The sequence below is a fragment of the uncultured Candidatus Thioglobus sp. genome (assembly GCF_963981275.1).
Taxonomy (GTDB): Bacteria; Pseudomonadota; Gammaproteobacteria; order PS1; family Pseudothioglobaceae; genus Thioglobus_A.
In genome coordinates this window covers 29,609-56,011 of record NZ_CAXCCZ010000002.1, presented here as the reverse complement: position 1 = coordinate 56,011, position 26,403 = coordinate 29,609, and the positions used below count along the sequence as shown (strand labels likewise).

The window sequence follows — 26,403 nt, the reverse complement described above, 5'->3', positions numbered from 1 at the left end:
ATTATGACTTGGTGGCAACACATTATTCCCCAGCACGCTTTATCAAAGCTTATGTTTCGTTTTGCGCGTATTGAAAATGCTTGGATAAAAAACACTTTTACTCGCTGGATCATAAAATCTTATGGTGTTGATCTATCTGAAGCAGTGCGTGAGAATGTTGAAGATTATAAGCATTTTAATGATTTCTTTACTCGTGCACTTAAGCCTGGTGCGCGTGAAATTGGCTTGAGTGACATTGTGAGTCCTGTTGATGGAGTGGTTTCACAAGCTGACAATATTAGCCATGCAACAATTTTTCAGGCTAAAAATCATTACTATACGGTTTCAGCATTATTAGCTGGAGATTATCGCGCCGATCAGTTTGATGCAGGTCTGTTTGCCACAATATACCTGTCACCAAAAGACTATCATCGTATTCATATGCCTTATGATGGCAAGTTGATTTCTATGGATTATATTCCTGGCGACTTGTTTTCAGTGAATAAGGCAACTGTCGAAGGTGTGGATAATTTGTTTGCTAGAAATGAGCGAGTCGTGTGTTATTTTCAAACTCAATTCGGCTTATGTGCTTTTATTTTAGTAGGTGCTATTTTTGTTGGCTCTATGCAAACGGTTTGGGCAGGTCAAATTAACCCGCCTTATCAAAAGCAAGTCCAGCATTTTGATTATTCAGACCAAAATATTGAGCTCAAAAAAGGCGAAGAGATGGGGCGCTTTAATATGGGTTCGACCATTATAATGCTAATGCCAAATCAGAAAAACCTGTTAAATTTAAACCCCGGACAGGCAGTTCGAATGGGTGAATCTTTAATTTAGTTTAGTGAGTTTGACTAATTTAATTGCTTGATCAGATATTTGTAAAATTTCAACTAAAATTTTTCCAATTTTTAGACTAACATCTCGCTTTGGAATGGTTTGTAATTCTTCCAAAATAAGACCGTTTAGGGTTTTGGCTTTTGCACTCGGTAGCTGAACATTAAGGAGTGCGTTTAACTCTCGCACGCTAATTCTAGGATCAACCAGATAGCTTCCATCCTCTTGCAAACTAATCTCATCGATGCATTCATTTTGATTGGAGGTAAACTGCCCTACAATTTCTTCTAAGATATCCTCAAGCACGATCAACCCGCGAACCTCTCCATACTCATCAACAATTAAGCCTAAACGTCTTTTTTGAGTTTGAAAATGCTCAAGCTGATGTGCAAGAGAAGTGCCTTCAGGGACAAAGTAAGGAGATCGAACTAGCGCCAAAACGTTGTCCATACTAAATTCTCCTTTAGCATAAAGGTTGACAATGTCACGCATATGTAGCACACCTGTAATGTTGTCACTAGAGCCGTCATAGGTAAGCAGGCGAGTATGTTGAATGCGCTCAAATTGCTTTAGGATTTCATCAGGTTTATTGATGTCAACACTGATAAGCTCATGTCTAGGAATCATAATGTCTTCAACTTTTACTTTTTCTAAATCAATGATGTTGAGCAGCATTTTTTGGTAATTTGAAGCAATAACAGGCTTGGCGTTACTCACCACCATGCGTAATTCTTCAGAGCTAATATCATCATTTTGTTGATGAGTATGAATGCCAAATAATTTTAGAATAAGAGTTGAAATTTGTGAAATAATCCAAACAAAGGGCTTAAAAAGTTTGATTAGTGCGCTAATAATAATCGAGGCCGGTAGGGCGACTTTTTCTGGATTTTTAGCGGCAAAAGTTTTTGGTGTGGTTTCAGCAAAAACCAAGATAACAAAGGTGAGTGTAAGTGATGCCAAGACAATAGAATCCTCTCCCCAAAGCTTAATAGCTAGAATGGTGGCAATACTGGAGGCAAAAATATTAACAAAATTATTGCCCAGTAAGATAGTGCCAATTAGATGGTCTGTGTCTTTTAATAAATGCTCAGTTCTTTTGGCATTTTTGTTGGTAGCGCTTAAAGCCTTTAGACGATAACGATTAATCGCCATCATCGACGTTTCAGTAGAAGAGAAAAAAGCAGAGACTAGTATCAAGCCAAAAAGCAGGACACTAAGCCAAAAAGTTGAAAGTGATTCCAATCAGTTGTGGTTTGGTTGAATAAGTTAAAGCTTAGTTTAATTTAAATGTTTAAAAGCATCAAGCCCTGGATAGATCGCTTTAGCACCTAATTGCTCTTCAATGCGCAAAAGACGATTGTATTTTGCCAATCGATCAGAGCGCGATAAAGAGCCAGTTTTGATTTGGCCGCAACCCGTTGCAACGGCCAAATCAGCAATGGTGGTATCTTCAGTTTCACCAGATCGGTGAGACATAACTGCTGTATAGCCTGCTGCATCAGCCATATCCATGGCTGCAAACGTTTCAGTAAGCGTACCAATCTGGTTAACCTTGATTAGGATAGAGTTGGCAATGTTGTTATCTATGCCTTGTTTTAAAATTTTGCTATTAGTTACAAATAAATCATCACCAACCAGTTGTACTTTGTCGCCTACTTTTTTAGTGAGTAAATCCCAACCTTCCCAGTCATTTTCATCCATACCATCTTCGATTGAAATAATAGGGTAGTTTTCAACCCAGTTGGCCAGGTAATCAACAAACTCTTGTGAAGTTAGGGATCTGTTTTCTGAAACAAGATTGTAAGTGCCATTTTTGTAAAATTCAGAACTGGCTGCATCAATACCGATAAAAATATCTTTTCCTGCTGTGTATCCAGCATTGGCAATTGCCTCTAAGATTACTTTAAGGGCATCTTCATTTGATGCAAGATCGGGTGCAAAGCCACCCTCGTCACCCACAGCTGTGTTCATGCCTTGAGCTTCTAAGACTGATTTTAAGTGATGGAATACTTCAGCGCCATAGCGTAGTGCTTCTTTAAAGCTTGGCGCGCCAGCAGGAATAATCATAAATTCTTGGATATCAACGCTATTATTAGCGTGCTCACCACCATTGATAATATTCATCATCGGCACAGGTAGCTGATAGTCATCACCTTGGTCAAGTGAATCATATAAAGGCTTGTGCTGTCTATTAGCGTTAGCATGTGCTGAAGCAAGTGATACAGCTAAAATGGCATTAGCACCCAATCTTGATTTTGTTTCAGTGCCGTCTAGGTCAATCATGGCTTGATCAATCTTGCTTAAATCTTCAATACCAAAACCAATAAGAGTTTCATTAATTTCAGTATTAACAAATTCTACTGCCTTTAAAACACCCTTGCCTAGGTAACGAGATTTGTCACCATCACGCAATTCTAAAGCCTCACGTTGACCTGTTGAAGCGCCAGAAGGCACCATAGCACTACCAATAGTGCCATCATCAAGAATAACATCTGCTTCAATGGTTGGGTTGCCTCTAGAGTCTAAGATTTCTCTTGCTTTGATTTGCTTAATTTTCACACTGATTCCTATTATTTTTATTCGAAGAATGATTTCATTTTACCAAAAAATGAGTCTGACTCAGGGTGATGTTTCTTGCCACATGAGTCAGAAAATTCCTCTAATAGTTGTTTTTGTTTTTTACTTAGGTTGACCGGTGTTTCCAATTTAACTTGGCAAATTAAATCACCTGTTCCACTACTACGAATAGCGGTAATACCTTTTCCTCGTAGTCTGAACTGTTTGCCAGTTTGAGTGCCAGCTGGAATTTTAATTTTTAATTTTCCGCTGAGTGTCGGTACTTCAATTGAGCCACCTAATGAAGCGGTTACAAAATCAATAGGCACCTCACAATACAAATCACTACCTTCACGCTGGAAGATTTCATGTGGTCTAACATGTACTTCTACGTACAAATCACCACTTTGACCCCCGCGAACACCGGCTTCACCTTCGCCGCTAAGACGAATACGGTTGCCCGTATCAACACCTGCTGGAATCTTGACCGATAACGTTTTTTGTTTGCGCACCACGCCTTGGCCACGACACGTGCCACACGGAGATTCAATTTTTTGACCTGTGCCAGAACAAGTCGGGCAAGGGCGTTGAACAGCAAAAAATCCTTGTTGCATTTGCACCTGTCCGGCGCCATGGCAAGTGCCACAAGTATTAACACTGGTACCCGGTTTGGCGCCTGTGCCAGAACAAGTATCGCAAGTCTCATTTTTAGGAATGCGAATCTTAACTGTTGTGCCTTCGGCCGCTTCTTTTAGGTCAACTTCTAAGTCGTAGCGTAGATCAGAGCCACGATTGTCTGCTTGCTGATGGCCGCCGCCACCAAAAATATCGCCAAAAATATCGCCAAAACCACCGCCGCCAAAACCGCCTCCACCACCAAATCCACCAGCGCCAGCACTACCATCAACACCTGCATGACCAAATTGGTCGTAAGCTTGACGTTTTTGCTCGTCTGAAAGAATGGCGTAAGCTTTTTGAATTTCTTTAAATTTTTCTTCAGCCGCTTCTTTATCGTCTGTATTCCGGTCAGGGTGATGTTTCATGGCCAAGCGTTTGTAAGCCTTTTTAATTTGCTTCTTATCTGCGCCTTTTTCAACACCTAGAACGTCATAATAATCTCTTTGTGACATAACTACCTTTTTATAAAGTTAAAAAACCTTCTTCAAATACTCAGATCTGAAGAAGGTTAGTGATTGATTTAGATCTTAAAGACTACTTGTCGTCTTTAACTTCTTCAAAGTCTGCATCAACCACATCATCGCCTGCATCCGTTGCTTGTGAAGCACTGCCGTCAGCTGATCCAGCTTTGGCTTGTGCTTTTTCAGCTAGAGGCTGTGCTTTTTCAGTTAACGCTTGTGATTTGGCATCAATAGCTTCCTTATCATCGCCTTTAACAGCTTCTTCAAGCTCGGTAATCGCTGCTTCAATTGAAGTTTTTTCATCTTCAGATACTTCTTCTTTAAGCTCTTCTAAGGTTTGCTTGGTAGAGTGGATTAAAGAATCTGCCATGTTTTTAGAAGTAACTAATTCTTGGAATTTTTTATCTTCATCTGCATGCGCTTCAGCATCTTTAATCATTTTTTCAACTTCTTCATCACTCAAGCCACTTGATGCCTTAATTGTGATTGATTGCTCTTTGCCAGTGTTTTTATCCTTAGCAGAAACATTCAAAATACCATCAGAGTCAATGTCTAGTGTTACCTCAATTTGAGGCGTTCCTTTAGGTGCTGCATCAATACCTTCTAGGTTGAATTGCCCTAGAGATTTGTTAGCACTTGCTACTTCACGCTCACCTTGTAGTACATGAACAGTAACAGCAGACTGATTATCAGCCGCAGTTGAGAAAGTTTGCGAAGCATTTGTTGGAATGGTTGTATTCTTTTCAATTAGCTTAGTCATCACACCACCCATAGTCTCAATACCTAGAGATAATGGTGTTACGTCAAGTAGTAACACATCCTTAACATCGCCACCTAATACACCCGCCTGGATTGCCGCACCCATTGCAACTGCTTCATCTGGGTTGACATCTTTTTTAGGCTCTTTGCCGAAAAATTCTTGTACTTTTTCCTGCACCTTAGGCATACGTGTTGAGCCACCAACAATGATCACTTCATCAATGTCACTAGCTGAAAGGTCAGCATCATTTAGTGCGATTTGACAAGGATCAATTGAGCGTTGAATTAAATCTGCTACTAACGACTCTAGCTTGGCACGTGTAATTTTAATATTCATGTGCTTAGGACCAGAAGCATCAGCCGTTACATATGGAAGGTTTACTTCTGTTTGCTCAGATGAAGATAATTCAATCTTGGCTTTTTCTGCTGCTTCTTTTAAGCGCTGAAGAGCCATTGGATCGTTCTTTAAGTTAACGCCTTGCTCTTTTTCAAATTCTTCAACTAAATAGCCGATAATGCGTTGGTCAAAATCTTCACCACCTAAGAATGTATCGCCATTAGTGGATAATACTTCAAAGTGTTTTTCACCATCGATATCTTCCATTTCAATGATTGATACATCAAATGTACCGCCACCTAAATCATAAACAGCAACGGTTTTGTCACCAGTAAGTTTGTCTACACCATAAGCCAATGCTGCTGCTGTTGGCTCATTAATAATACGCTTGACATTAAGACCGGCAATCTTACCTGCATCTTTAGTTGCTTGACGTTGTGAATCGTTAAAGTAAGCAGGAACAGTAATAACTGCTTCTGTTACTGTTTCACCCAGGTAGTCTTCAGCTGTTTTTTTCATTTTGCCAATAACTTTTGCTGAGATTTCTGGTGCTGCCATTTTAGTGCCGTTAACTTCAACCCAAGCATCGCCATTGTCAGCTTTAACAATTTTATAAGGCACAAGATCGATATCTTTTTGCACTGCATCTTCTTCAAAACGACGACCGATTAAACGCTTAATGGCGTACAGAGTGTTTTCAGGGTTGGTTACTGCTTGACGCTTTGCAGACTGACCAACTAAAACTTCTTCTGAATCTTTTGGAAAAGCGATGATTGATGGGGTGGTGCGATCACCTTCTGAATTTTCAATAATCTTAATGTTGCTACCATCCATAATGGCCACACACGAATTTGTTGTTCCTAAGTCAATACCGATAATCTTTGACATTTTTCTTACTCCTTGTATTTGATATACCCCCTATATAGGGGTAAGTATTTTTAATTCAAGCAGTAGAAGGGTAAAAAAATTAAAGACGTGATTTAAGTAGTTTTTCCACAGTTTCAGGCACGAAGTGACTAACATCACCTCCTAAGGATAAAATTTCTCTAACCAGTGAAGAAGAGATATTGGCGTATTGTTCTGCCGGTGTCATGAACAGAGTTTCGATATTGGTATTTAAATGTTTGTTCATGCCAGAGAGTTGGAATTCGTACTCAAAATCACTCACCGCACGCAAGCCACGCAAGATAACTTGAGCATTTTGTGATTGAGCGAAGTCAACCAAGAGGGTGTTAAAGCTCAGTACTTTAATGTTATCAATATCCTTTAAGATTTCTTTAGAAAGGCTAATGCGCTCCTCAATGGTCAAAAAAGCAGACTTTTTACTATTTTGAGTAATGCCAATAATTACTTCATCAAACAGCTTGCTAGCACGTTTAATCAGATCAATATGGCCATTGGTAATCGGATCAAAAGAACCTGGATAAATGGCGATTTTTTTTGTCATAAGTGTACTTAGTGGAAATTTAGACTCATAATACCTCAATTAGGCAATAGTGTACTTGTCCTGAGTGTTTTTGTTGGTTGATTTTGATTTTTTGCGAAATTTCTTGATTTAAAAAAACATCAGTAATGGCAAACTCAGATTCTATATAGAGTTTGCATCCTAAAGTCAAAAAACCACCTGCTGAGAGGCGATTTAGCGTATTTTCTAGGATTTTTTGATGAAAAGGTGGGTCAAGTAAGACAAAATCAAAGGTTTGCGAGGGTTTTTTGGATAAAAAATCCAAAGCATCACCGTGAATAACTCGATGATTATCCGATTTTAAGTTTTTCCGATTTTTTTCTAAATTTTGAAAGGCATTTGAATCTTTTTCAAGACTGATAACTTGTCCAGCACCTCGAGAGATTGCTTCAAAACTTAGTGCACCACTGCCCGCAAATAAATCCAAAAAAACCTTATTACTCAATTCAAACTGAATCCAGTTAAATAAGGTTTCTCGAACTTTGTTTGGGGTGGGTCTTAGACCAGGTGCATCAGGAAAGCTAAATTTTCTACCCCGATGCTCTCCACCAATTATTTGAAATTGATTGGTGGCTTTACTCAAAAGTTACTTGCGATATGCGTCGTAAGATTCTTGCAATTCTTTTTTAGCTTCTTGTGCATCGCCCCAGCCATCAATTTCAACCCACTTGCCAGCGTCTAGGTCTTTGTAGTAGCGGAAGAAATGCTCGATTTGATCTTTAAGATTTGCGCCAACATCATCAATACATTTAATATCGTGATATGACTTACAAAGTTTATCCGTTGGTACGGCTAAGATTTTTGAGTCCTTACCAGCTTCATCAGTCATACGCAGTACGCCAATCGGGCGAGCAGTGATAACTGAGTCATGAATTAGTGGAAAAGGGGTGATGACTAAAACATCAGCCGGATCACCGTCGTCCGCTAGGGTTTCTGGAACAAAGCCATAATTACACGGGTAGAACATCGGTGTAGAAATGAAGCGATCAACGAACATGGCGCCAGTTTCTTTATCGATTTCATATTTTACTGGCGATGAATTTGCCGGGATTTCAATAATAACATTAACCTCTTCAGGTAAGTTTCCTGCCGATACGGGTTTAAGACTGTTTTGCATTTTCCAACTCCTCTTTTAGAATGTGATGGCGCCAACCGGTTAAAAAACTAACTGATTGGTCGCCACGAATAAATTTCATTAATGTTTTACCATTAGCGATAATCGTTTCGTCTAGATTATACTGAACTGCGATTTTTTTGATGAGTTTTTGCAGTTCATTTTTTTGTTGTTTTTCACTTTTGCTAGGCACTTGGTGTGTATCAATCTGAATACGTGTTTGCACTAGCTGGGTTTGTTGAGATAAAAACTCATCAAAGTGTGTTTTCTCTTGATCAGACATCTTTGCTTTATTAAGGCTATGATCAATGAGTTGATCATCACTCATAATCCATTTTCTAGGTTTGTTGCGCTCAATAGCTTGTGACTCTCGCCAAGCAGCGAGTTGTGCAGCTTTTTGGTGGCTACTTTTTGGTAGGCGTGATAAGCCTTTTATTTTTTGCCAAGCTTGTTCAAGATTTGGCGAGTATAAATTGATATTTGCCAAATCTGAACCGTCTTGCATCAACCAGTTGAGTTTATTCTCAGTCGTGAGTTGATCCTTTAATTGTGCATAATTTTTAATCAAATAACGCACATCGTCTAGTGCATATTCAATGGCCTCTTCTGGCAGTGGACGTGTGGTCCAATCCAAGCGTGTATAGGCTTTATCTAGTACAATGCCTTGTAAGACTTCAGTGAGATTTTGGTAAGAAATTTGCGCCGGATGGTTAAGAAAGTGGGCGGCGATTTGGGTGTCAAACAGCTGGATTGGTAAGCGTTTTGAAAGATAGTATAAGGCTTCAATATCTTGACGAGCTGAGTGTACAATCCAGACACACTCTGGCTGGTAGAGTTTATCAAACAACGGCTCAAGATCTTCAATAGCCAAAATATCAATACATTCAGCAGTGTGCTGCGTGGCGATTTGCACCAGGCATAAAATAGGATAAAAGGTATCAATACGTTTAAATTCAGTATCAATGGCCAAGTGCGTCTCTGTCTCGATAGAGCTAAGAAAATGGGTTAGTTGCTGTTGTGTTTGAATCATTGTTGTATTTTAGCAACAAGTAACGATACTGCTGGTTTATTTATGAGATAATTCCAAGCAATTAGTCAATCGCATAATAATAGTTAATGACGACCCGTCAACAAAAAAACTTTATAAAATCGCCACCCGCTTGGTTTTGGGCGTCAGTCTTTATTCTATCTATTTCAGGTACCTTTTATTTGGGCCTAAACCCTGAGTTAATTGAAAATTGGTGGGGATATTTGGTTGGCTATAATGTTGTCTTAACTATAACTGCCATTTATTATATCTATACCGATATACGTCGATTAAAGCGCGATATGGGTAGTGACATTGTTGGCTCAAAATTCACCTGGTCATTTATTAAAATTGTACCTATGTTGGTCATTGTTCCGGTGTTGTCGTTTTATATATTTTCATTTCAAACGATTCAAAACAATGTCGCTGATTCTGAAAATACCTTTGATGCCTTTAGTAAAAACTTTATCCATCAAGTAGATGGGTTGTACGAAGGCGTGCAAGCCGTGAGAACTGAGCGCTATACACAGCAAACCAAACGCCTGTTAACACTCATTACCTCATTTGGTGATTTTAAGAAAGAGTCGGAAAACTATCGCCAGAGTATGCAAGTCTTTTTAGAGGGCTTAATTGACAAAGGTTGGGCTTGTCAAATTACCCTATTGGATGATCAAGAGGAAGTTATCGCAAAAACAGCTGATGTGTCCAATTGTATGGCAGTTGAAGATCAGCCATTACCAGGCTCTCAGCCAAGAACCATTAACGAGGATAGTGCGACCAACGTTATCCAAGTGAAAATGTCCACACGTTTTATTACCCGATCAGCTGACAAGGGTTTTTTTGTTGTAGATGCGGTATATGCAGCTGACCCAGGGTTGTTAGGATTTTTATCTCAAGTTGAAGCGTTTACTGAAAGAACCAAAAATATTGACTTTGACTTAAACACCTCGATCACGCAAAAACGTTTTATGATTGATTTCTCTTCCACCATCTTACTGGCCGTATTAAGTGCATTGATGCTGGTTTTTCGTATGATTGAGAAGTTGATGAGACCACTTAATAATTTATCGCTTGCCACTCGAGAAATGGCTAAAGGTAATTACGGTGTACGTATTGAACAAAGTAAAGACAGCGATGATGTGCGCTTATTGATTGACCAATTTAACATCATGTCTAGAAAAATTAAAACCTCTCAAGAGGGTCTGGATACGCACAATCTTTATTTAGAAACCATTCTAAAATATTCTTATGGTGTTATTGCATTGGACAAAAACAAAGATATTCGACTGATTAATCCGATCATTGGAGAAATGTTTAACATTCAAAATGAGCAGTCTTTTGTGGGCGGAAATTGCTCAAAAATTAGCAAAAAATATCCACAGCTGGCGGCTTTATTCGCATTAACTGCTGACAAGTTTAAAGCACAACAAAGTGAATGGAATGAGGAGCTTGAGCTAAGCTTGCTTGATCGGCATTTGCTTTTATCATGCCAGGGTGCCAAGCTTGAAAGTCATGAAAAAACATTGGGTTACGTGATTATCATTAAAGATATTTCCAGACTTAATCGCGCCCAAAAGAAAGCTGCTTGGGGTGAGGTGGCTGTGCGTATGGCACATGAAATTAAAAATCCATTGACGCCTATTTTGCTCTCAGCACAGCGTCTGCGTAATCGATTTATGAACTCTTTGCAAGATCGTGATCTAGAAGTAATTGACAAAACTACCAGCACTATTATTGATCAAGTGCAATCCATGGACTTAATGGTGAGCGCTTTTGCTGATTATGCTAACACCCCTCAAATTGAGCGAAAGCTGGGCAACCTAAATGAAATTGTAAATCAGTCGATTTCTTTGTATGACTCACAAGAAGGTTTGGATATTACCTTCAACTTAGCTGAGGACATTCCGTTACTACTTCTAGATTCGGTTAGTCTTTCTAGAGTGTTAATTAACCTAGTTAAAAATTCGGCAGAATCCTCACCTGATAGTGACACCAAAGTAAAGATCGCCACGCAGTATTTACCTAAGAAAAAAATAGTGCGTTTAAGTGTGGTGGATAATGGTGAGGGGTTTGATGAAGAAGTGTTAGATCGCGTTTTCGAGCCTTATGTCACCACCAAGGTCAAAGGTAGTGGCTTGGGGATGGCCATTGTTCAAAATATTGTTGAACAGCACGATGCTCGAATATTTGCTGCCAATGTAAAACCACACGGCGCCAAGGTTACAATTGAATTTGATTATCAAGCATAAGGATAAAGGGGAAAAGACAATGAACGAAACAAATATCATCGGCAGAATTCTAATTATTGATGACGAAAGCATCAATGCAGAAACCATGATGGATACCTTAGAGGATGTTAATTATCAGGTGAGTTTGGCGGCGAATGCTCAGCAAGCTAAAGCCATTATTCAAGAGCAAGATTTTGACTTGGTAATGATGGATGTCTGGATGCCGGGCCAAGATGGCATGTCACTGCTAGAGGAGTGGATTCAAGCAGGGTTTTCAACCCCTATTGTTATGATGTCAGGCCATGCAGAGCATAAAGATGTGGTGAAAGCCATTAAGATTGGTGCGGTTGACTTCTTGAAAAAACCCCTGCATGACATCTTGCCATTAGTGCGTAGACTTTTGTCAGAGCGAGCGATTGAAAGCAATGATATTACCGGGATTGATTTTGACGCACCTTTAAAGGTGGCTAGAAATATTTTTGAAAAAGAGTATTTTAATCATCACTTGCAGGAAAATAACCATAATATTGCTGCTGTTGCAGTTTTGGCAGGGTTGGAGCGAACAACACTCTATCGCAAATTAAAAGATTTAGGAATCGATAAAAACAAGGCTTAATCATGAAAATTTTAATTTTAGGTGCTGGCCAAGTTGGCTCTACATTGGCCAGATATCTTAGTGAAGATAGTGATAACGACATTACCATTATTGATAAAGATGAGACTAACTTATTAGACTTGCAACGTCATCTAGATATCAAAACAATTTGTGGTCAAGCCTCATATCCTAATATTCTAGAAGATGCCGATATTCGCAACATGAATATGGTGATTGCGGTAACTAAGTCTGATGAAGACAATATGCTTGCTTGTCAAATGGCACATACACTTTATCAAGTGGACAAAAAAATTGCCCGCGTTCGCACAGCAGAATACTTGCACAGAAAAGAATTATTTTCCAATGATGCCATTCCTATTGACTTTATTATCACCCCTGAAGGCTTGGTGACTAACTACATTAAGCGTGTGGTCGAGGAGCCAGGATCAGAGCAAGTATTCGAATTTGAAAATGGATTGGTGCAATTAGTTGAAACTCGCGCTTATGCTGGTACGCCTATTGTGGGGCGTCCAATCAAAGAGTTGCATAAACATCTACCAAAGATCCGTATGCGTATTGTGAGTTTATACCGCAATGGTCGAGCCATTCCCGCCTATGGAGATACCGTTATTAAAGATGGTGACCGAGTTTACTTTGTGACCAAGAAAAGCGGTGTATCTAAAGTGTTGAAAGAATTTAGACGCTTGGATAAGTCTTATAGGAATATTATTATTGCCGGTGGTGGTCGCATTGGCCTTAATTTAGCCAAACATCTTGAGTCAAATCACCATGTGCGCATCATTGAAATGAATCAAGAGCGAGTTAAGAAGATTGCAGATGAACTAGACAATGTGTTAGTGTTGCGAGGCAATGCTTCTGATGAAGAGTTGTTGCTAGAAGAGGGGATTGAGAATACTGATCTGTTCTTGGCATTGACCGACTCTGATGAAATTAATGTGATTGTTTCTATTCTAGCAAAGCGTCTGGGCGCACATAAAACCGTCGCCCTAGTTAAGCGTAATGTTTATGAAGATCTGGCTGAGCAAAGTGAGGATGTGGATATGGTCATTTCACCAGACCAAATCACCACCAGTGGTATTTTGGCGCATATTCGCAAGGGTGATACAATGATGGTGCATTCTTTACGTCAGGGTAAATCAGAGGCGATTGAGGTTATTGTTCATGGCGATAAACAGCATTCAGATGTGGTGGGTAGATCCATTGAAGAAATCAAACTGCCAGACGGAGTGGTGGTTGGCTCTATTGTGCGTGATAATGAAGTTATTATGGGTTCAAGAAAGTTAGTAATTGAAGAGGGTGATCATGTACTTCTGGTGTTAACAGATGTTAATAAAATCCATGATGTTGAAAAAATGTTTGCAGGCTATTCAGATTAAACTAGGATAAATTATGCAATTTAGTATTGTTTTTAAAACCATTGGTCTGTTGTTGATGGTGTTTAGTCTGACCCAGCTACCACCTATTGTTGTGGATACTATTTACCAGCAACAAGAAGCATCTTCATTTTTAGCAGCATTCGCACTAACATTCATCAGTGGATTGTTGTTTTATCTGCCTTTTAGAAAGTCCACTAAAGATTTTAGAATTCGCGAAGGTGTTTTGGTGGTGGTAAGTTTTTGGTTTGTTTTGTCTTTATTTGCAACAACCCCATTTTTACTTTCAGAATCATTGAGCATGGGTTTTTCAGATGCCTTTTTTGAATCTATGTCGGGCTTAACTACCACGGGTGCTACTGTATTGTCGGGGCTTGATGATCTGCCAATGGCTATTTTGTACTATCGTCAGCAATTACAATGGCTGGGTGGTATGGGTATTATTGTTTTGGCAGTGGCTATTTTGCCTATGCTGGGTGTGGGCGGTATGGAGCTATATCATGCAGAGTCTAGCGGTATTTCAAAAGACAGGCTAACACCTAAACTAACCCAAACTGCTAAAGCCTTGTGGAAAATTTATTTGAGCTTTACAGTTGTGTGTGCCGTGGCATATTATTTGGCAGGCATGAGTATTTTTGATGCGATTGGACATAGTTATTCCACCGTTGCCATTGGTGGATTTTCAACACATGATTTATCCATTGGCTACTTTGACTCGGTTACTGTTGAATCGGTAGCCATTGTATTTATGTTCTTAGCAGGGATTAATTTCTCTTTACATTTCTTTGTGTGGCGCAAGAAAAATATTTTGGAATTTTTTAAAGACTCTGAGTTTAAAGCCTATCTTTTAGTGTTAAGTTTTTTAAGTGTTTTAATTGTTGGCTATTTGTGGAATTCTGGCTATTATCAAACCCCAGAGGGCGCACTTAGATATGGTATTTTTCAGGGTGTTTCGATGGCTACTACAACAGGGTTTGCATCGGTTGATTTTTCACTTTGGCCATTTATGCTGCCAGTATTATTAATTTTTGCCAGTTTTGTGGGCGCTTGTGCAGGCTCAACGGGTGGCGGTATTAAAGTTGTTAGAGTACTACTCATGTTTAAACTCGCCATGAAAGAAATTAAAAAGTTTATCCATCCCAATGCACAGATTAATATCAAGCTTAATCAGCGCAGTGTTGCCGAAAGCACCTTGGTGTCTGTTTGGGGTTTTTTCTCACTATATGTCATTGCCTTTATTTTTATCATGATTGCCTTAATGTTCACAGGCATGGATCAGGTAACCAGCTTTTCTGCAACTGCTGCTAGTATTAATAACCTTGGCCCAGGACTGGGTGATGTGGCGCAAAACTACGGCGCCATTAGTGAAAGTGCTAAATGGATTTTAAGTTTTTCAATGTTGTTAGGACGTTTAGAAATCTTAACGCTTATGGCCTTATTACATAAATCTTTTTGGCGTTTTTAGTCAAAATTACGCCATTCACAAAATTTCTTAAATTTTTATCAAAGGCTTTAGGATTCGACCACGATGTTATAACCTGGCAAGGCTGCCAGTAGTTGTTTGCCGTAGAATTTTTTTACTAAGCGATTATCAAATATCGTGATTTTGCCTGTATCTGTTTCGGTGCGAATTAGTCGACCACAAGCTTGAATTAATCTCAGTGATGCATCAGGTAAGGATATTTCCATAAATGGATTGCGATTTTGAGCTTGCAGGTAATCTGCCAAGGTTTTGTCGATTGGCGAGCTGGGTACGCTAAAGCGTAATTTAACAATCACTACGTGAGTGAGATTATCGCCTTTGAGGTCAACCCCTTCGGCGAAACTATCCAGTCCAAAAATAACACTACCTTTGTTTTTCTTGCGTAAGTTGGTGTGCTTTTCAAGAATGGTTTTTTTCGGATATTCACCTTGAGTAAATAGCGTGCAATCCAGCTTGTTTTCCACCATGTCTGCCACCATTTGCATCTGTTTGTTTGAGGCAAATAAGACCAAAGTCCCCTCTTCTGTATTAATGCGTTTAAGCAGTTGAGTAGCCACTTCTTGGGTATGTTCATAGACTTGAGTTGGATTGGCTTTAAACTTAGCAATAATAAAGTCAACCTGACCAAACTCAAAAGGTGAGGGTAGGCGTAGATATTGGTTCTCGGGTTTTTTTAGCCCGAGTTGTTTGTTGAGTCGCTCAAAGCTGCCAAGCGAAGATAGAGTGGCTGAGGTGAGTACAACGCCAGAGGCTTTTGACCAAATAAGCGCATCTAAGTTGTTGGAGATGTCAGTTTGGGCACTACATAAGCTGTAGTTGGTTTTTTTGTTGGCTAAGGTGTTTTTTTCAATCCATCTTGAGTGCGGTGATTGATTATTGTCATCACTTTTTAAGAAAGAAGATAGCAGTTCTACAATGCTTGAAAGGTGTTGCTCGCATTCGCCACTGGCATTATTAAGTGGATCGGTAATTGATTTATCCAGTACTTTTATTTTTAAATAGTCCGCCCAAGATTCCCTTAGAATGGCGAATTTATTTTGAATATTACCCAGTGCAATAAACAGATTTTTACCAATATCCTTGATGGGCTGATCCACTATACCTTGATCAAATAAATAAACATCTCCGCCTGGACTGCTGTGTGTCGTTGACTCATCAAAATCTAGTGCTTTTAGCAAGACGCTTAAATCAGTCAAATAATCATCCACTTGCTTGATATTAATATCTGGCGCATCTTGCTGAGTGATTTTACAAATTTGGTCGCTCACACCCTTGGCTTGGCGAATGCTGGTTTTGATAAATTCACTGCTTGTGTTAAGAGAAAAATGCGATAGCGCCTTACTGCTCAAATGGTGCGCTTCATCAAAGATAAAAATAGAATCATCTACATCAGGCAGCACTGTGTTGCCTGTGGCCAAATCGGCCAATACCAAATCATGATTGGCAACAATTACGTCAGCTTTGGTGATTTGTTTGCGCGCTTTGAAAAAAGCGCAATCTTGGTAGAATTCACAACTTTTAGCCGTGCAGGTAAAGCGATTACAATTGATTTTTTGCCAAATAGAATGATCGGGTGCGCGCATCAAATCGTCAATTTCACCATTCCATTTCTTAGCGGAATAATCCTCTAATAGCTCACCCATTTCTTCGAGTTGGTATTTCCCTGGCGGCTCATCAAATAACAAGCTTGAGTCAAATAGCGTACTATCAGCTGCGCTATCTTCACATAGATTAATAAGATTTCGAATACAAACATAGCGTGATCTACCCTTAACTAAGGCATATTCAAAATCAACTTGGCAGTATTTTTGCGCCTCAGGAATATCTTTGAGTAGTAATTGTTCTTGTAGGGCGACATTGGCACTGGAGACAATCAGCTTCTTTTTATTAGCCTTGGCAATTGGAATACTACTGAGTAAATAGGCAAAGGTTTTGCCTGTACCTGTGGGTGCTTCTACACACAAAATATTGTTTGAATTGGTGTATTCTCCGGTTAATGTTTTGGAGATTTCAGCAATCATTTTGTTTTGCGACGGCCTAATTCTAAAGTCTTTCATGTCGGACTTTAAAGCGATAAAAGAGTCGCGTATTTGAGCTTTAAGCTCGTCAGATAACACTATGACTTACGCGCGAGAGAAAGGTCACACAATAGAGTTAATGCATCCTTATAAGGTGATGAGTGGATGTGCTTTAATGAGGCTTTAGCCAAATCTGCAGATTTTTTAGCCTGTGACCGTGTGTAGTCAAATGCATTGACTGATTGTAGAATTGCTACCACTTGGTCGATTTTAGAATTATCAGCATTGTTAATAGCTTCTTCTAACAATTGTTTGTCCGCATCTGATGTGTTAGCTAGCGCATAAATCATTGGTAGGGTGGTTTTGCCTTCTGCCAAATCATCCCCCACTTCTTTACCCATGGTATCGCTATCGGATTCATAGTCTAGCACGTCATCAATAATTTGAAAGGCGTTGCCCAAATGTAGACCGTAGTCTTTAAGTGCTTGTTCTTGTGCGCTATCCACTTCAGAAAGAATACCGCCGATTTGCGTGGCTGCTTGAAAAAGAACGGCAGTTTTACGCTCGATAACTTGATAATACTCAGCTTCTGTTAAAGCTGAATTTTGACAATTGAGTAATTGCAAAACCTCACCTTGGGCAATTTCATTGGTGGCTTTGGATAGAATTTGCATGATTTTCATTGAGCCAGGCTCAACCATCATCTCGAATGCTCTTGAATATAAAAAATCACCCACCAGCACACTTGCTGCATTGCCCCAGACTTCATTGGCCGTGTCTTTTCCTCGGCGTGTTGCTGATTCATCGACAATATCATCGTGAAGCAAGGTGGCAGTATGAATAAGCTCAATAACCACTGCCATGAGTTGGTGTTGCTCACCCTGATAGTTGGTGGCACGGGCGCATAATAAAAGCAGCAATGGGCGCAAGCGCTTGCCACCGGCACTAATAATATAGCTACTCATTTGATTAATCAGTGCTACATTAGAGCTTAGGCGCGCGTGCAACAAAGCATCGGTTTGCACTAGGTCGTCTTTTAGCAGTGTCTGAATATCGTCAAAATCTTTCATGCGACTATTTTAGTCCATTTGCCAGTAAATATACTTCTTTAGAGCGCGCTCTTGAGGCTTTAGGTTTGCGAATAATAACCTTGGAAAAAGCCGCTCTACAGGCTTTAACATACTCATCAAATCCCGCCCCTTGAAAAACCTTGATAAAAAAAGTGCCGTTTGGTGTAATAGTTTTTACCGCCATATCAAGAGCGAGTTCGCACAAATACATAGACTTTGGAATATCTACAGAAAGCTGTCCACTCATATTGGGTGCCATATCACTCAGCACAACGTCAACTTTCTTACCGTCAGTTAGCGCAAGTAGTTCTTCATAAACAGATTCTTCAGTGAAATCGCCACAGAGAAAATCAACGCCGTCAATAGGTTCAATATCTAGAATATCACTGGCAATCACTTGGCCACTATTACCAACCATAGTAACAGCCACTTGACTCCAGCCACCGGGTGCGGCGCCTAAATCTAGTACACGGTCACCTGGTTTGATGAATTTATCCTTCTCAACAATCTCAGTGAGTTTGTAAACAGCTCGAGAACGATAACCTTCTTTTTGTGCTTTTTTGACATATTCATCACTAAGATGCTCACTCATCCAGCGACCTGAAGAACTTTTTTTAGCCATAAGTCTTAAGTAATTGATTCACATTAATAAATCATAATATTATAGGAGAGTTAGGGGATAATAGTGTCTTTTTCGAATCATCCTCAAACGCATGAACACTAAACTTAGAAATATCGCCATTATTGCTCACGTTGACCACGGTAAAACTACCTTGGTTGATAAACTATTGGAGCAGTCAGATACATTTGATGAGCGCTTTGAGTCAACAGATCGAATGATGGATTCAAACGATCTTGAAAAAGAACGTGGTATTACTATTTCTTCTAAAAATACAGCGATTAAATGGGGTGACTACCATATTAACATCGTTGACACTCCGGGACACGCCGATTTCGGTGGTGAAGTTGAGCGTGTACTGTCAATGGTTGATTCGGTATTGTTGTTGGTAGATGCGCAAGAAGGCCCAATGCCGCAAACGCGTTTTGTAACTAAAAAAGCGTTTGACCAAGGTCTAAATCCAATTGTTGTTGTTAACAAAATTGACAAAGACGCGGCTCGCCCTGATTGGGTGATTGACCAAGTATTTGAGTTATTTGATCAATTGGGTGCTACAGATGAGCAGCTTGATTTTCCAATTATTTACGCATCAAGTATCAATGGTTATGCATCACTTGAAGATGATGTGCGTGAAGGCGATATGCTACCAATGTTTGAAACCATTGTTGAAAAAGTAGCTGCACCAGAGGTAGATATTAAAGCACCACTACAAATGCAAATTACCGCACTTGATTATTCATCATTTGTTGGTGCAATTGGCATTGGCCGTATTACTCGTGGCACGATTAAAAAGAACCAGCAAGTGGTTGTTGTTGGTGCAGATGGCGTTGAAAAGAAAGCTAAAATTGCTAATTTACAAGGATTTTTAGGCCTAGATAAGGTTGATATTAATACCTCTGAAGCGGGCAATATTGCCTGTATTACGGGTATTGAAGGTATTTCAATTTCAGATACCATTTGTGATCCTGAAACGATTGAAGCACTACCACCACTAAGTGTTGACGAGCCAACTGTATCAATGGCATTCAGAGTAAATGACTCTCCATTTGCTGGTCAAGATGGCAAGTTTATTACTTCAAGAAATATTCGTGATCGCCTAGACAAAGAGCTTATTTACAACGTAGCACTGCGTGTTGAAGACACTTCAGATCCGTCTGAGTTTTTAGTTTCTGGCCGTGGTGAGTTGCATTTATCAGTATTGATTGAAACTATGCGTCGTGAAGGTTTTGAGTTAGCGGTAGGTCGTCCACAAGTTATCTTAAGAGAGATTGACGGGGTTGTTTGTGAGCCGTTTGAAGATCTAACGATTGACGTTGAATCTCAGCATCAAGGTACAGTGATGGAGAGACTAGGTGAGCGCAAAGGTGATTTAACCAATATGGAGCCAGATGGTAACGGCCGTGTTAAATTAGAATTTAACATCCCGGCACGCGGTTTAATTGGCTTTAGAACAGAATTTTTAACTGCCACAACGGGTACCGGTCTAATGAACTCAACGTTTGACTCGTACAAGCCGCAAAAGCCAGGTGATATTGGTCAGCGTTCAAATGGCTCGCTAATCTCAATGAACCAAGGTAAGGCAGTTGCTTATGCAATCTTTAACTTGCAAAAATCTGGAAAATTCTTTGTTGAGCATAACACAGAAGTCTACGAAGGTATGGTTGTGGGTATTCATGCGCGTGACAAAGATCTAGTGATCAATGTCATGAAAGGCAAGCAATTAACTAACGTTCGTGCCTCGGGTACAGATGAAGCAGTATCGCTAACACCTGCAATCAAGTTGGATCTTGAGCAGGCATTAGAGTTTATTGATGATGATGAGTTGGTAGAAGTAACACCAAACAACACGCGTATTCGTAAGCGCCTTTTGAAAGAAGTAGAACGTAAACGCTCTCGCTAAGTAATTTTTCCACATCACTGGGGCTTGATAAACACAAGCCTTGGTATACTGTTCTCCTATGAATAGTATTCTTGATTTTTTAGTCAGACAAAAAAAACTCGCACTGGTGTTTACCATCAGTATTATTGCGCTTGGATTATTAAGTCTTAATAACATACAACGTGATCAATTTCCCGCAGTGGATTTTGAAATCATGTCAATTGTTACCAGCTATCCAGGTGCATCTCCTGAGGACGTTGAGCAAAATATTACCAATGTCATCGAAGATGAGTTAAGTGATATTTCAGGCATTGATAAATTTACCTCAACATCACGTGCAGGTACTTCATCAATTGTGGCAACACTTTCACAAGATGTAAGTGATTTGTCTGAGCTCAAACAAGAGATTCGCAATGCGGTTAACCGCATTAAATCGCTACCAGAAGAGGTAGTGGATTTACCTCGTGTGACTGATTTCAAAACCTCTAGAAAAAGTATTCTTAAAATCAGCTTGGGTAGTGACACTTTAAGCTATGCACAACTTCGAGATGTTGTGGATGGTGTGGCCAAATCAGTGGCACTACTTGAAGGTGTGTCTGAGGTGGTTAAACAAGGCTATTTGGACAAAGAAATTCAAATACGCATTGATCCGAAAAAACTCTACCAATACGAGCTCTCTCTGCCACAAGTAATGGATGCGATTACTCAGCGTAATCAACGCTACACTGTGGGCAGTAATCATCACCAACAACACGAAAAAACCATCGTCGTGCTATCCAAATTTGATGCTGCAACAGACGTCTCAGAGGTGATTGTTAAATCTACTTTTGAGGGTTTGGTTGTGAGGCTTAAGGATATTGCTGTGGTCGAATCTGGCAATGTTGAAGAAAAATCTATTGTGCGTGTCAATGGCGAAAAAGGTTTTATTCTTCAAGTAAAAAAACAAGCGCAAGCTGATGTTATTACCACGGTTGATTTAGTGAAAGCGCATATGGATAAAACCCGTGCAAAACATAACAATCAGTTGGATATTTTTTATTCAGCCGATTTATCTAAATATGTACGCAATCGATTAGATATCGTGACTAACAACGGTCTAATCGGATTGCTGTTGGTGTTGGTGGTGCTCGGTGCATTTTTATCCTTTAAAACGGCTTTTTGGGTGGCGGTAAGTTTGCCAGTAAGTTTGCTAGGTACGGTGGCATTACTCGGTGTTACAGGCGAGACCATTAATCTGGTATCGCTTGCGGCGATGATTTTGGTGCTGGGCATTGTGGTGGATGATTCGATTATTGTGGCAGAGAGTATTCATCATTATAAGCAAACTGGCGAGAATAAATTTAAGTCAGCCGTACATGGTTTTAAACGCGTTATTATGCCGGTTGTCACCACCATTCTTACGACTGTTTTGGCATTTTCATCCATGTTTTTGATGGAAGGCATGATGGGTAAATTTATCTACGTTATTCCTTTGGTGGTGATCTTTGCTTTGGTGTTATCTTTTTTGGAAGTTTCTCTGGCGTTACCTGCTCATTTGGCAGGTGTCACAGAAAAACCAAAGCAGCATAATTGGTTTGAATATTTTGAAGATAAATTTGAAGGTTTTTTAGCTAAGGTATTAAAAATCAGATACTGGGTGGTGGTGACTTTTAGTGTGGTATTAGTCTTTTCTCTGTATTTTGCGAGCACGCAAATGAAGTTCTCCTTGTTTCCTGCTGTTGGCGTTGATACCATTAGCGCACGGATGACTATGTCTGTTGGTTCTTCGCTAAGTAATACTGAAGTCAAAGCTAAGCAGGTGGAGGCGTTAATTATCCAAACAGTGGGAGAAGATTTGGTCTCAGTTACCACTGATGTGGGTAAATACTTTGATCATAAAGCGAAATTTACCATTGAATTGTTACCCTCTTCAGGGCGTGATCGAGATTCGAAAGTCATTTTAAAAGCGCTAAAGTCCAAAGCCAAAAATATTGATCAAGTTGAAACCCTGAAGTTTTCCGTGCACCGTCCAGGCCCGCCACAAGGTGAAGATGTAGAAATTAATCTGATTAGTCAAGTGGGCGGTGAAAACCTGCAAGCAGCTGATAAATTAGAGCAAATTTTGTTAAGCTTGAATGGGGTTGATAATGTTCAGCGAGATGACGAGCCAGGCAAGGATCGCATCGAAGTCAAGCTCGATTTTGAAAAAATGTCACGCCTTGATATTGACTTTAACACAGTCAATCGTTACCTTCGTGCTGCCTTTACCGGTATTGATGTTACTAACATTCGTGAAGGGCAGAATGATGTCAATTTCCGACTTTATTTGGGTGATATGCAGCAATCGGAAAATTTTATCAAATCTTTAAAAGTGGCTAATAAAACAGGCAGGATTATCCCATTAACTAATTTTTCCCATATTCGCGAGATTATTGGTGAGCCAGATTTTAACCACTATAACGGCCTTAGATCTATCTTGTTAAGTGCTAGTATTGATGATGAAAAGACGAGCACTAGCGAGGTGATGGAGGCTGCTTTATCTCAGCTTGAGCTAGATACACGCTTCCCATCAGTACGCGCTATTTCAGAAGGTGGCGCAAAAGAGACCATGAAATCCATGAACAGTTTCAAGCAGGCGTTTGTCATGGCGGTTTTTGGAATTTTCCTACTACTAGTACTATTATTTAATTCTTACACACAGCCAATGTTAATTCTCAGCGCCATTCCTTTTTCAGTGATCGGCGTTATTTGGGCATTTTTCCTGCATTCAGAAGCGCTCAGCTTTTTTGCCATTTTAGGAATTTTAGCGCTGGTGGGTGTAATTGTTAACGATTCTCTAGTTTTGGTTTCGCATCTTAATTATTTGAAAGACAAGGCTTTGGATAAAATGTCAGTTCATCAGTGGATTATTAAGGGCACTAAAGATAGGCTTCGTGCTGTAGTGCTCACCAGTCTTACCACGCTGGCGGGTATTATTCCTTTAGCGTACGGCATTGGTGGCACAGATTATATTTTGCAGCCGATGGCGCTGGCTTTGGGCTATGGTTTGTTATTCGGCACGCTGATGACGCTGGTTTTGCTACCGTGTTTGTATCTTATGAACTACGAGTTTGTCAATTGGGTTGGAAAATTCAAGAAAACCAACCATTAGCAAAATTTCTAAAATTTTAGAAAAAACCTGTATTTAAGGCTGTTTTTAGGCTAATTTAGCCAAAAAAATGGCTTATTTAAGCTATTAATTCACCCTAAACAATCCCATTTGAATTATTTCCGATATTTTTAATATCGCATTATTTGTTTTGAAGCGCTTGACGAATAAGCTCTTCTGTAGAAAGCTCGTCATCCGTAATAGCAGCGAGCATCTTTTCCGCTTCCTTAACTTTAAAGCCGAGTGCTTGTAAGGCTTGCGAGGCTTTTTGTGTATTTGGATTGGCATTGACGCTGGCGGTAATGTGCTGAGTGTGCGAGCCATTTAGCTCAATTTTGGCTAGACGATCTTTAAGTTCAACGATGAGTTTTTGAGCGGTTTTCTTGCCAATCCCTGGGGTTTTGGCCAGTAGCGCATCATCTTCATTAGCCACAGCGTTCATCAGTGAGGCGATATTCAGATGCGACAAAATAGCAAGTGCCACTTTGGGGCCAATACCGTTAACGCGAATTAGCTCTCTAAAGAGAGTTTTTTCATCTTTAGAGATGAAGCCGTATAAGGTTTGAGCATCTTCTTTAACGTGAAAATGCGTGTGTAGTGAGAGGCTGTTAGATTCACCCATCTCATAAAAACTTGACATTGGGCACAGAATTTCATAGCCAATACCACCTACCTCTAATAGAATTTCAGGTGGATTTTTTTCGAGAATTTTTCCAGTTAAGCGACCAATCATAGCTTAATTATAGCCAAGAATAAGTTTTAAAGTATTGAGACTCGAATGCTTTAATATCTTTTGCATATTGTAGTGTTAGGCCGATATCATCCAGACCATTCATCAGACGACGCTTGCGTTCTTGGTCAACTTCAAAGGAATATTCTTTAATTTTAGTACGAACAATTTGAGCTTCTAAGTCAATGGTAATTTCACCCTCAACAGCAAACAATTCGTCCATCACCTCGTTACTTTGCACAATCGGCAAAATGCCATTTTTAAAACAATTATTGTAAAAAATATCAGCAAAACTTGGAGCGATAATTGCTTTAAAACCGTAGTCTTCTAGCGCCCAAGGTGCGTGTTCACGTGAAGAGCCACAGCCAAAATTATCACGTGCTAAGAGTATTTGTGCGCCCTGATATTCAGGTTTGTTAAGAACAAAGTCTGCGTTAAGAGGGCGCTTGGAGTTATCCATGCCCACTTCACCATGATCTAGGTAGCGCCATTCATCAAATAAATTTGGGCCAAAGCCTGAGCGTTTAATGGATTTTAGAAATTGCTTAGGAATGATGGCGTCTGTGTCTACATTGGCGCGATCAAGTGGCGCTGTGATGGATGTAAGTGTGGTAAATTTTTCCATTATTTAACCTCCGAAAAATGACCGGCAATGGCGCTCGCTGCTGCAATAGCAGGGCTAACTAAATGCGTGAATGAGCCTTGACCTTGGCGACCCTCAAAGTTTCGATTGGAAGTACTTGCACACCTCTCGCCAGGCTCTAATTTATCGGCATTCATCGCCAAACACATCGAGCAGCCGGCTTCGCGCCATTCAAAGCCTGCATCGGTAAATATTTTATCTAAGCCTTCTTTTTCCGCCTGAGCTTTAATTAGCCCTGAGCCAGGTACGACCAAAGCTAGTTTGATATTATCAGCAATATGCTGTCCATTAGCCACACTGGCTGCAGCCCTCAAGTCTTCAATGCGAGAATTGGTGCAAGAGCCAATAAAGACCTTATCAACACTCACTGTGTTAATCGGTGTGTTGGCCTCTAGGTGAATGTAGTTTAGTGCGTTACGAATACCTTCAGCTTTAACTGGATCAGACTCTTGAGTTGGGTCTGGGGTGATACCATCAATGGCGACCACCATTTCTGGCGAAGTACCCCAAGTGACTTGAGGTTTAATGTCTTTTGCATCAATCTTAATAATCTGATCAAAGTGCGCCCCTGCATCAGAGTGTAGCGATTTCCAATAGTCAACTGCCTTATCCCATTCATCGCCAGTTGGCGCCATAGGGCGGCCTTTAACATATTCTAGAGTTTTGTCATCAACGGCCACCATGCCTACGCGTGCGCCAGCTTCAATTGCCATATTGCACAGAGTCATGCGCCCTTCGATGCTTAAATTCTGAATGCTCGTACCTGCAAATTCAATGGCAAAACCTGTGCCACCTGCAGTGCCGATTTGGCCAATAATATACAGCGCAATATCCTTAGCGCTGACATGTTGATTAAGCTCGCCATTCACTTCAATTTTAAGATTTTTGGATTTGGCTTGCCATAAGCAGCCAGTTGCCAACACATGCTCTACCTCTGAGGTGCCAATGCCAAAAGCCAAAGCACCCAAAGCACCATGGGTTGAAGTGTGGGAATCGCCACAAACAATACTCATCCCCGGTAGGGTGGCACCTTGTTCCGGGCCAACCACGTGCACAATACCTTGGCGAATGTCGTTCATTTGGATTTCATTGATGCCAAATGCCTCGCAGTTTTTGTCTAGTGTTTCGATTTGCAGTTTCGAGATTGGATCTTCAATGCCGCTAACACCGCTTGAGCGATCAGTGGTGGGTACGTTATGATCAGGTACAGCAATACTTGCGTCTAATCGCCACGGTTTTCTACCAGCCATTTCTAAACCTTCAAAGGCTTGAGGTGAAGTCACTTCGTGAATCAGTTGTCTATCAATGTAGATAAGCGCTGTGGTGGCTTCTTCGCGCACGACGTGCGCGCTCATTAATTTGTCATAAAGTGTTTGTGGCATAACTCGATTGAAAAGCTTGATAAAA

Annotated in this window: 21 protein-coding genes; 7 read left to right on the top strand and 14 right to left on the bottom strand. The window is 40.1% G+C overall.

The annotated features are described in order from the left end of the window. Window positions 1-3 precede the first annotated feature (3 nt). On the top strand, window positions 4-816 hold the full coding sequence (asd, locus tag ABNR88_RS00695) for an archaetidylserine decarboxylase (protein ID WP_291928212.1): 813 nt from the start codon (window positions 4-6) through the stop codon (window positions 814-816). Here the strand turns inward: asd and ABNR88_RS00690 are convergent. The 8 genes from ABNR88_RS00690 to ABNR88_RS00655 all read right to left on the bottom strand — a co-directional run bounded on the left by ABNR88_RS00690 (window position 808) and on the right by ABNR88_RS00655 (window position 9,213). Next, on the bottom strand, window positions 808-2,055 hold the full coding sequence (locus ABNR88_RS00690; protein ID WP_291928208.1) for a CNNM domain-containing protein: 1,248 nt from the start codon (window positions 2,053-2,055) through the stop codon (window positions 808-810). The genes asd and ABNR88_RS00690 overlap by 9 nt on opposite strands. 36 nt (window positions 2,056-2,091) lie before the next feature. After that, window positions 2,092-3,372 (bottom strand): phosphopyruvate hydratase, encoded by a 1,281-nt coding sequence (gene eno, locus ABNR88_RS00685; protein ID WP_291928206.1) that lies wholly within the window; start codon window positions 3,370-3,372, stop codon window positions 2,092-2,094. Between the two features lie 17 nt (window positions 3,373-3,389). After that, window positions 3,390-4,499, bottom strand: coding sequence for a molecular chaperone DnaJ (gene dnaJ / locus ABNR88_RS00680; RefSeq protein ID WP_291928203.1), 1,110 nt, complete (start codon window positions 4,497-4,499; stop codon window positions 3,390-3,392). Window positions 4,500-4,581: 82 nt separating this feature from the next. Then, window positions 4,582-6,492 carry a molecular chaperone DnaK gene (gene dnaK / locus ABNR88_RS00675; protein ID WP_291928200.1) on the bottom strand — a complete coding sequence of 637 codons (1,911 nt, stop codon included), beginning with the start codon at window positions 6,490-6,492 and terminating at the stop codon, window positions 4,582-4,584. Between the two features lie 79 nt (window positions 6,493-6,571). Then, window positions 6,572-7,051 (bottom strand): pantetheine-phosphate adenylyltransferase, encoded by a 480-nt coding sequence (coaD, locus tag ABNR88_RS00670; protein WP_291928195.1) that lies wholly within the window; start codon window positions 7,049-7,051, stop codon window positions 6,572-6,574. Window positions 7,052-7,076: 25 nt separating this feature from the next. Then, window positions 7,077-7,652: a 16S rRNA (guanine(966)-N(2))-methyltransferase RsmD gene (gene rsmD / locus ABNR88_RS00665; RefSeq protein ID WP_291928192.1), complete on the bottom strand. Its 576-nt coding sequence runs from the start codon at window positions 7,650-7,652 to the stop codon at window positions 7,077-7,079. Window positions 7,653-7,655: 3 nt separating this feature from the next. After that, window positions 7,656-8,186, bottom strand: a complete 531-nt coding sequence (ppa, locus tag ABNR88_RS00660; protein ID WP_291928186.1) for an inorganic diphosphatase — start codon at window positions 8,184-8,186, stop codon at window positions 7,656-7,658. Continuing rightward, complete coding sequence (locus ABNR88_RS00655; RefSeq protein ID WP_291928183.1) at window positions 8,170-9,213, bottom strand: HRDC domain-containing protein; 1,044 nt, start codon at window positions 9,211-9,213, stop codon at window positions 8,170-8,172. The genes ppa and ABNR88_RS00655 overlap by 17 nt, the downstream gene beginning before the upstream one ends. An 86-nt stretch (window positions 9,214-9,299) precedes the next feature. Between ABNR88_RS00655 and ABNR88_RS00650 the strand changes: the two genes are divergently transcribed. From ABNR88_RS00650 to ABNR88_RS00635, 4 genes are read left to right on the top strand one after another with little or no spacing between them, the layout of a single operon-like run. Then, entirely contained in the window at window positions 9,300-11,459 is a 2,160-nt protein-coding gene (locus tag ABNR88_RS00650; protein WP_291928180.1) for an ATP-binding protein, read from the top strand. 19 nt (window positions 11,460-11,478) lie between these two features. Continuing rightward, window positions 11,479-12,054 (top strand): response regulator, encoded by a 576-nt coding sequence (locus ABNR88_RS00645; protein WP_348669773.1) that lies wholly within the window; start codon window positions 11,479-11,481, stop codon window positions 12,052-12,054. A gap of 2 nt (window positions 12,055-12,056) precedes the next feature. Continuing rightward, complete coding sequence (gene trkA, locus ABNR88_RS00640) at window positions 12,057-13,430, top strand: Trk system potassium transporter TrkA (RefSeq protein WP_291928175.1); 1,374 nt, start codon at window positions 12,057-12,059, stop codon at window positions 13,428-13,430. A gap of 13 nt (window positions 13,431-13,443) precedes the next feature. After that, entirely contained in the window at window positions 13,444-14,892 is a 1,449-nt protein-coding gene (locus ABNR88_RS00635; protein ID WP_348669772.1) for a TrkH family potassium uptake protein, read from the top strand. 47 nt (window positions 14,893-14,939) lie between these two features. On the opposite strand, the gene dinG is transcribed toward ABNR88_RS00635, so the two are convergent. From dinG to rlmE, 3 genes are read right to left on the bottom strand one after another with little or no spacing between them, the layout of a single operon-like run. Then, on the bottom strand, window positions 14,940-17,027 hold the full coding sequence (dinG, locus tag ABNR88_RS00630) for an ATP-dependent DNA helicase DinG (RefSeq protein WP_348669770.1): 2,088 nt from the start codon (window positions 17,025-17,027) through the stop codon (window positions 14,940-14,942). Beyond that, entirely contained in the window at window positions 17,027-17,998 is a 972-nt protein-coding gene (locus ABNR88_RS00625; RefSeq protein WP_291927604.1) for a polyprenyl synthetase family protein, read from the bottom strand. Before ABNR88_RS00625 ends, dinG begins: the two co-directional genes overlap by 1 nt. 4 nt (window positions 17,999-18,002) lie before the next feature. Further along, entirely contained in the window at window positions 18,003-18,620 is a 618-nt protein-coding gene (gene rlmE / locus ABNR88_RS00620; protein ID WP_291927601.1) for a 23S rRNA (uridine(2552)-2'-O)-methyltransferase RlmE, read from the bottom strand. A 91-nt stretch (window positions 18,621-18,711) separates the two neighbouring features. Here rlmE and typA point away from each other — a divergent pair, with 91 nt between their 5' ends. Together typA and ABNR88_RS00610 are read left to right on the top strand one after the other, a co-directional pair. Further along, the gene (gene typA, locus ABNR88_RS00615) at window positions 18,712-20,517 is read left to right on the top strand and encodes a translational GTPase TypA (RefSeq protein ID WP_291927598.1); all 1,806 of its coding nucleotides are present in this window, start codon (window positions 18,712-18,714) and stop codon (window positions 20,515-20,517) included. A gap of 58 nt (window positions 20,518-20,575) precedes the next feature. Further along, window positions 20,576-23,626, top strand: coding sequence for an efflux RND transporter permease subunit (locus ABNR88_RS00610; RefSeq protein ID WP_291927595.1), 3,051 nt, complete (start codon window positions 20,576-20,578; stop codon window positions 23,624-23,626). Between the two features lie 139 nt (window positions 23,627-23,765). On the opposite strand, the gene ruvA is transcribed toward ABNR88_RS00610, so the two are convergent. Genes ruvA through leuC form a run of 3 tightly spaced genes read right to left on the bottom strand, consistent with a single transcriptional unit; the run spans window position 23,766 to window position 26,378 of the window. Continuing rightward, window positions 23,766-24,356, bottom strand: coding sequence for a Holliday junction branch migration protein RuvA (ruvA, locus tag ABNR88_RS00605; RefSeq protein WP_291927594.1), 591 nt, complete (start codon window positions 24,354-24,356; stop codon window positions 23,766-23,768). A gap of 7 nt (window positions 24,357-24,363) precedes the next feature. Further along, window positions 24,364-24,978, bottom strand: a complete 615-nt coding sequence (gene leuD / locus ABNR88_RS00600) for a 3-isopropylmalate dehydratase small subunit (protein WP_348669766.1) — start codon at window positions 24,976-24,978, stop codon at window positions 24,364-24,366. Beyond that, window positions 24,978-26,378, bottom strand: coding sequence for a 3-isopropylmalate dehydratase large subunit (gene leuC / locus ABNR88_RS00595; RefSeq protein WP_291927591.1), 1,401 nt, complete (start codon window positions 26,376-26,378; stop codon window positions 24,978-24,980). Before leuC ends, leuD begins: the two co-directional genes overlap by 1 nt. Window positions 26,379-26,403: the final 25 nt, after the last annotated feature.

Excerpts from the sequence above, each read along its gene's own strand:
- asd (WP_291928212.1), top strand. The coding sequence starts at position 4 with ATGACTTGGTGGCAACACATTATTCCCCAGCACGCTTTATCAAAGCTT.
- dnaJ (WP_291928203.1), bottom strand. The coding sequence starts at position 4,499 with ATGTCACAAAGAGATTATTATGACGTTCTAGGTGTTGAAAAAGGCGCA.
- dnaK (WP_291928200.1), bottom strand. The coding sequence starts at position 6,492 with ATGTCAAAGATTATCGGTATTGACTTAGGAACAACAAATTCGTGTGTG.
- coaD (WP_291928195.1), bottom strand. The coding sequence starts at position 7,051 with ATGACAAAAAAAATCGCCATTTATCCAGGTTCTTTTGATCCGATTACC.
- ppa (WP_291928186.1), bottom strand. The coding sequence starts at position 8,186 with ATGCAAAACAGTCTTAAACCCGTATCGGCAGGAAACTTACCTGAAGAG.
- ABNR88_RS00655 (WP_291928183.1), bottom strand. The coding sequence starts at position 9,213 with ATGATTCAAACACAACAGCAACTAACCCATTTTCTTAGCTCTATCGAG.
- ABNR88_RS00650 (WP_291928180.1), top strand. The coding sequence starts at position 9,300 with ATGACGACCCGTCAACAAAAAAACTTTATAAAATCGCCACCCGCTTGG.
- ABNR88_RS00645 (WP_348669773.1), top strand. The coding sequence starts at position 11,479 with ATGAACGAAACAAATATCATCGGCAGAATTCTAATTATTGATGACGAA.
- trkA (WP_291928175.1), top strand. The coding sequence starts at position 12,057 with ATGAAAATTTTAATTTTAGGTGCTGGCCAAGTTGGCTCTACATTGGCC.
- ABNR88_RS00635 (WP_348669772.1), top strand. The coding sequence starts at position 13,444 with ATGCAATTTAGTATTGTTTTTAAAACCATTGGTCTGTTGTTGATGGTG.
- ABNR88_RS00625 (WP_291927604.1), bottom strand. The coding sequence starts at position 17,998 with ATGAAAGATTTTGACGATATTCAGACACTGCTAAAAGACGACCTAGTG.
- rlmE (WP_291927601.1), bottom strand. The coding sequence starts at position 18,620 with ATGGCTAAAAAAAGTTCTTCAGGTCGCTGGATGAGTGAGCATCTTAGT.
- typA (WP_291927598.1), top strand. The coding sequence starts at position 18,712 with ATGAACACTAAACTTAGAAATATCGCCATTATTGCTCACGTTGACCAC.
- ABNR88_RS00610 (WP_291927595.1), top strand. The coding sequence starts at position 20,576 with ATGAATAGTATTCTTGATTTTTTAGTCAGACAAAAAAAACTCGCACTG.
- ruvA (WP_291927594.1), bottom strand. The coding sequence starts at position 24,356 with ATGATTGGTCGCTTAACTGGAAAAATTCTCGAAAAAAATCCACCTGAA.
- leuD (WP_348669766.1), bottom strand. The coding sequence starts at position 24,978 with ATGGAAAAATTTACCACACTTACATCCATCACAGCGCCACTTGATCGC.
- leuC (WP_291927591.1), bottom strand. The coding sequence starts at position 26,378 with ATGCCACAAACACTTTATGACAAATTAATGAGCGCGCACGTCGTGCGC.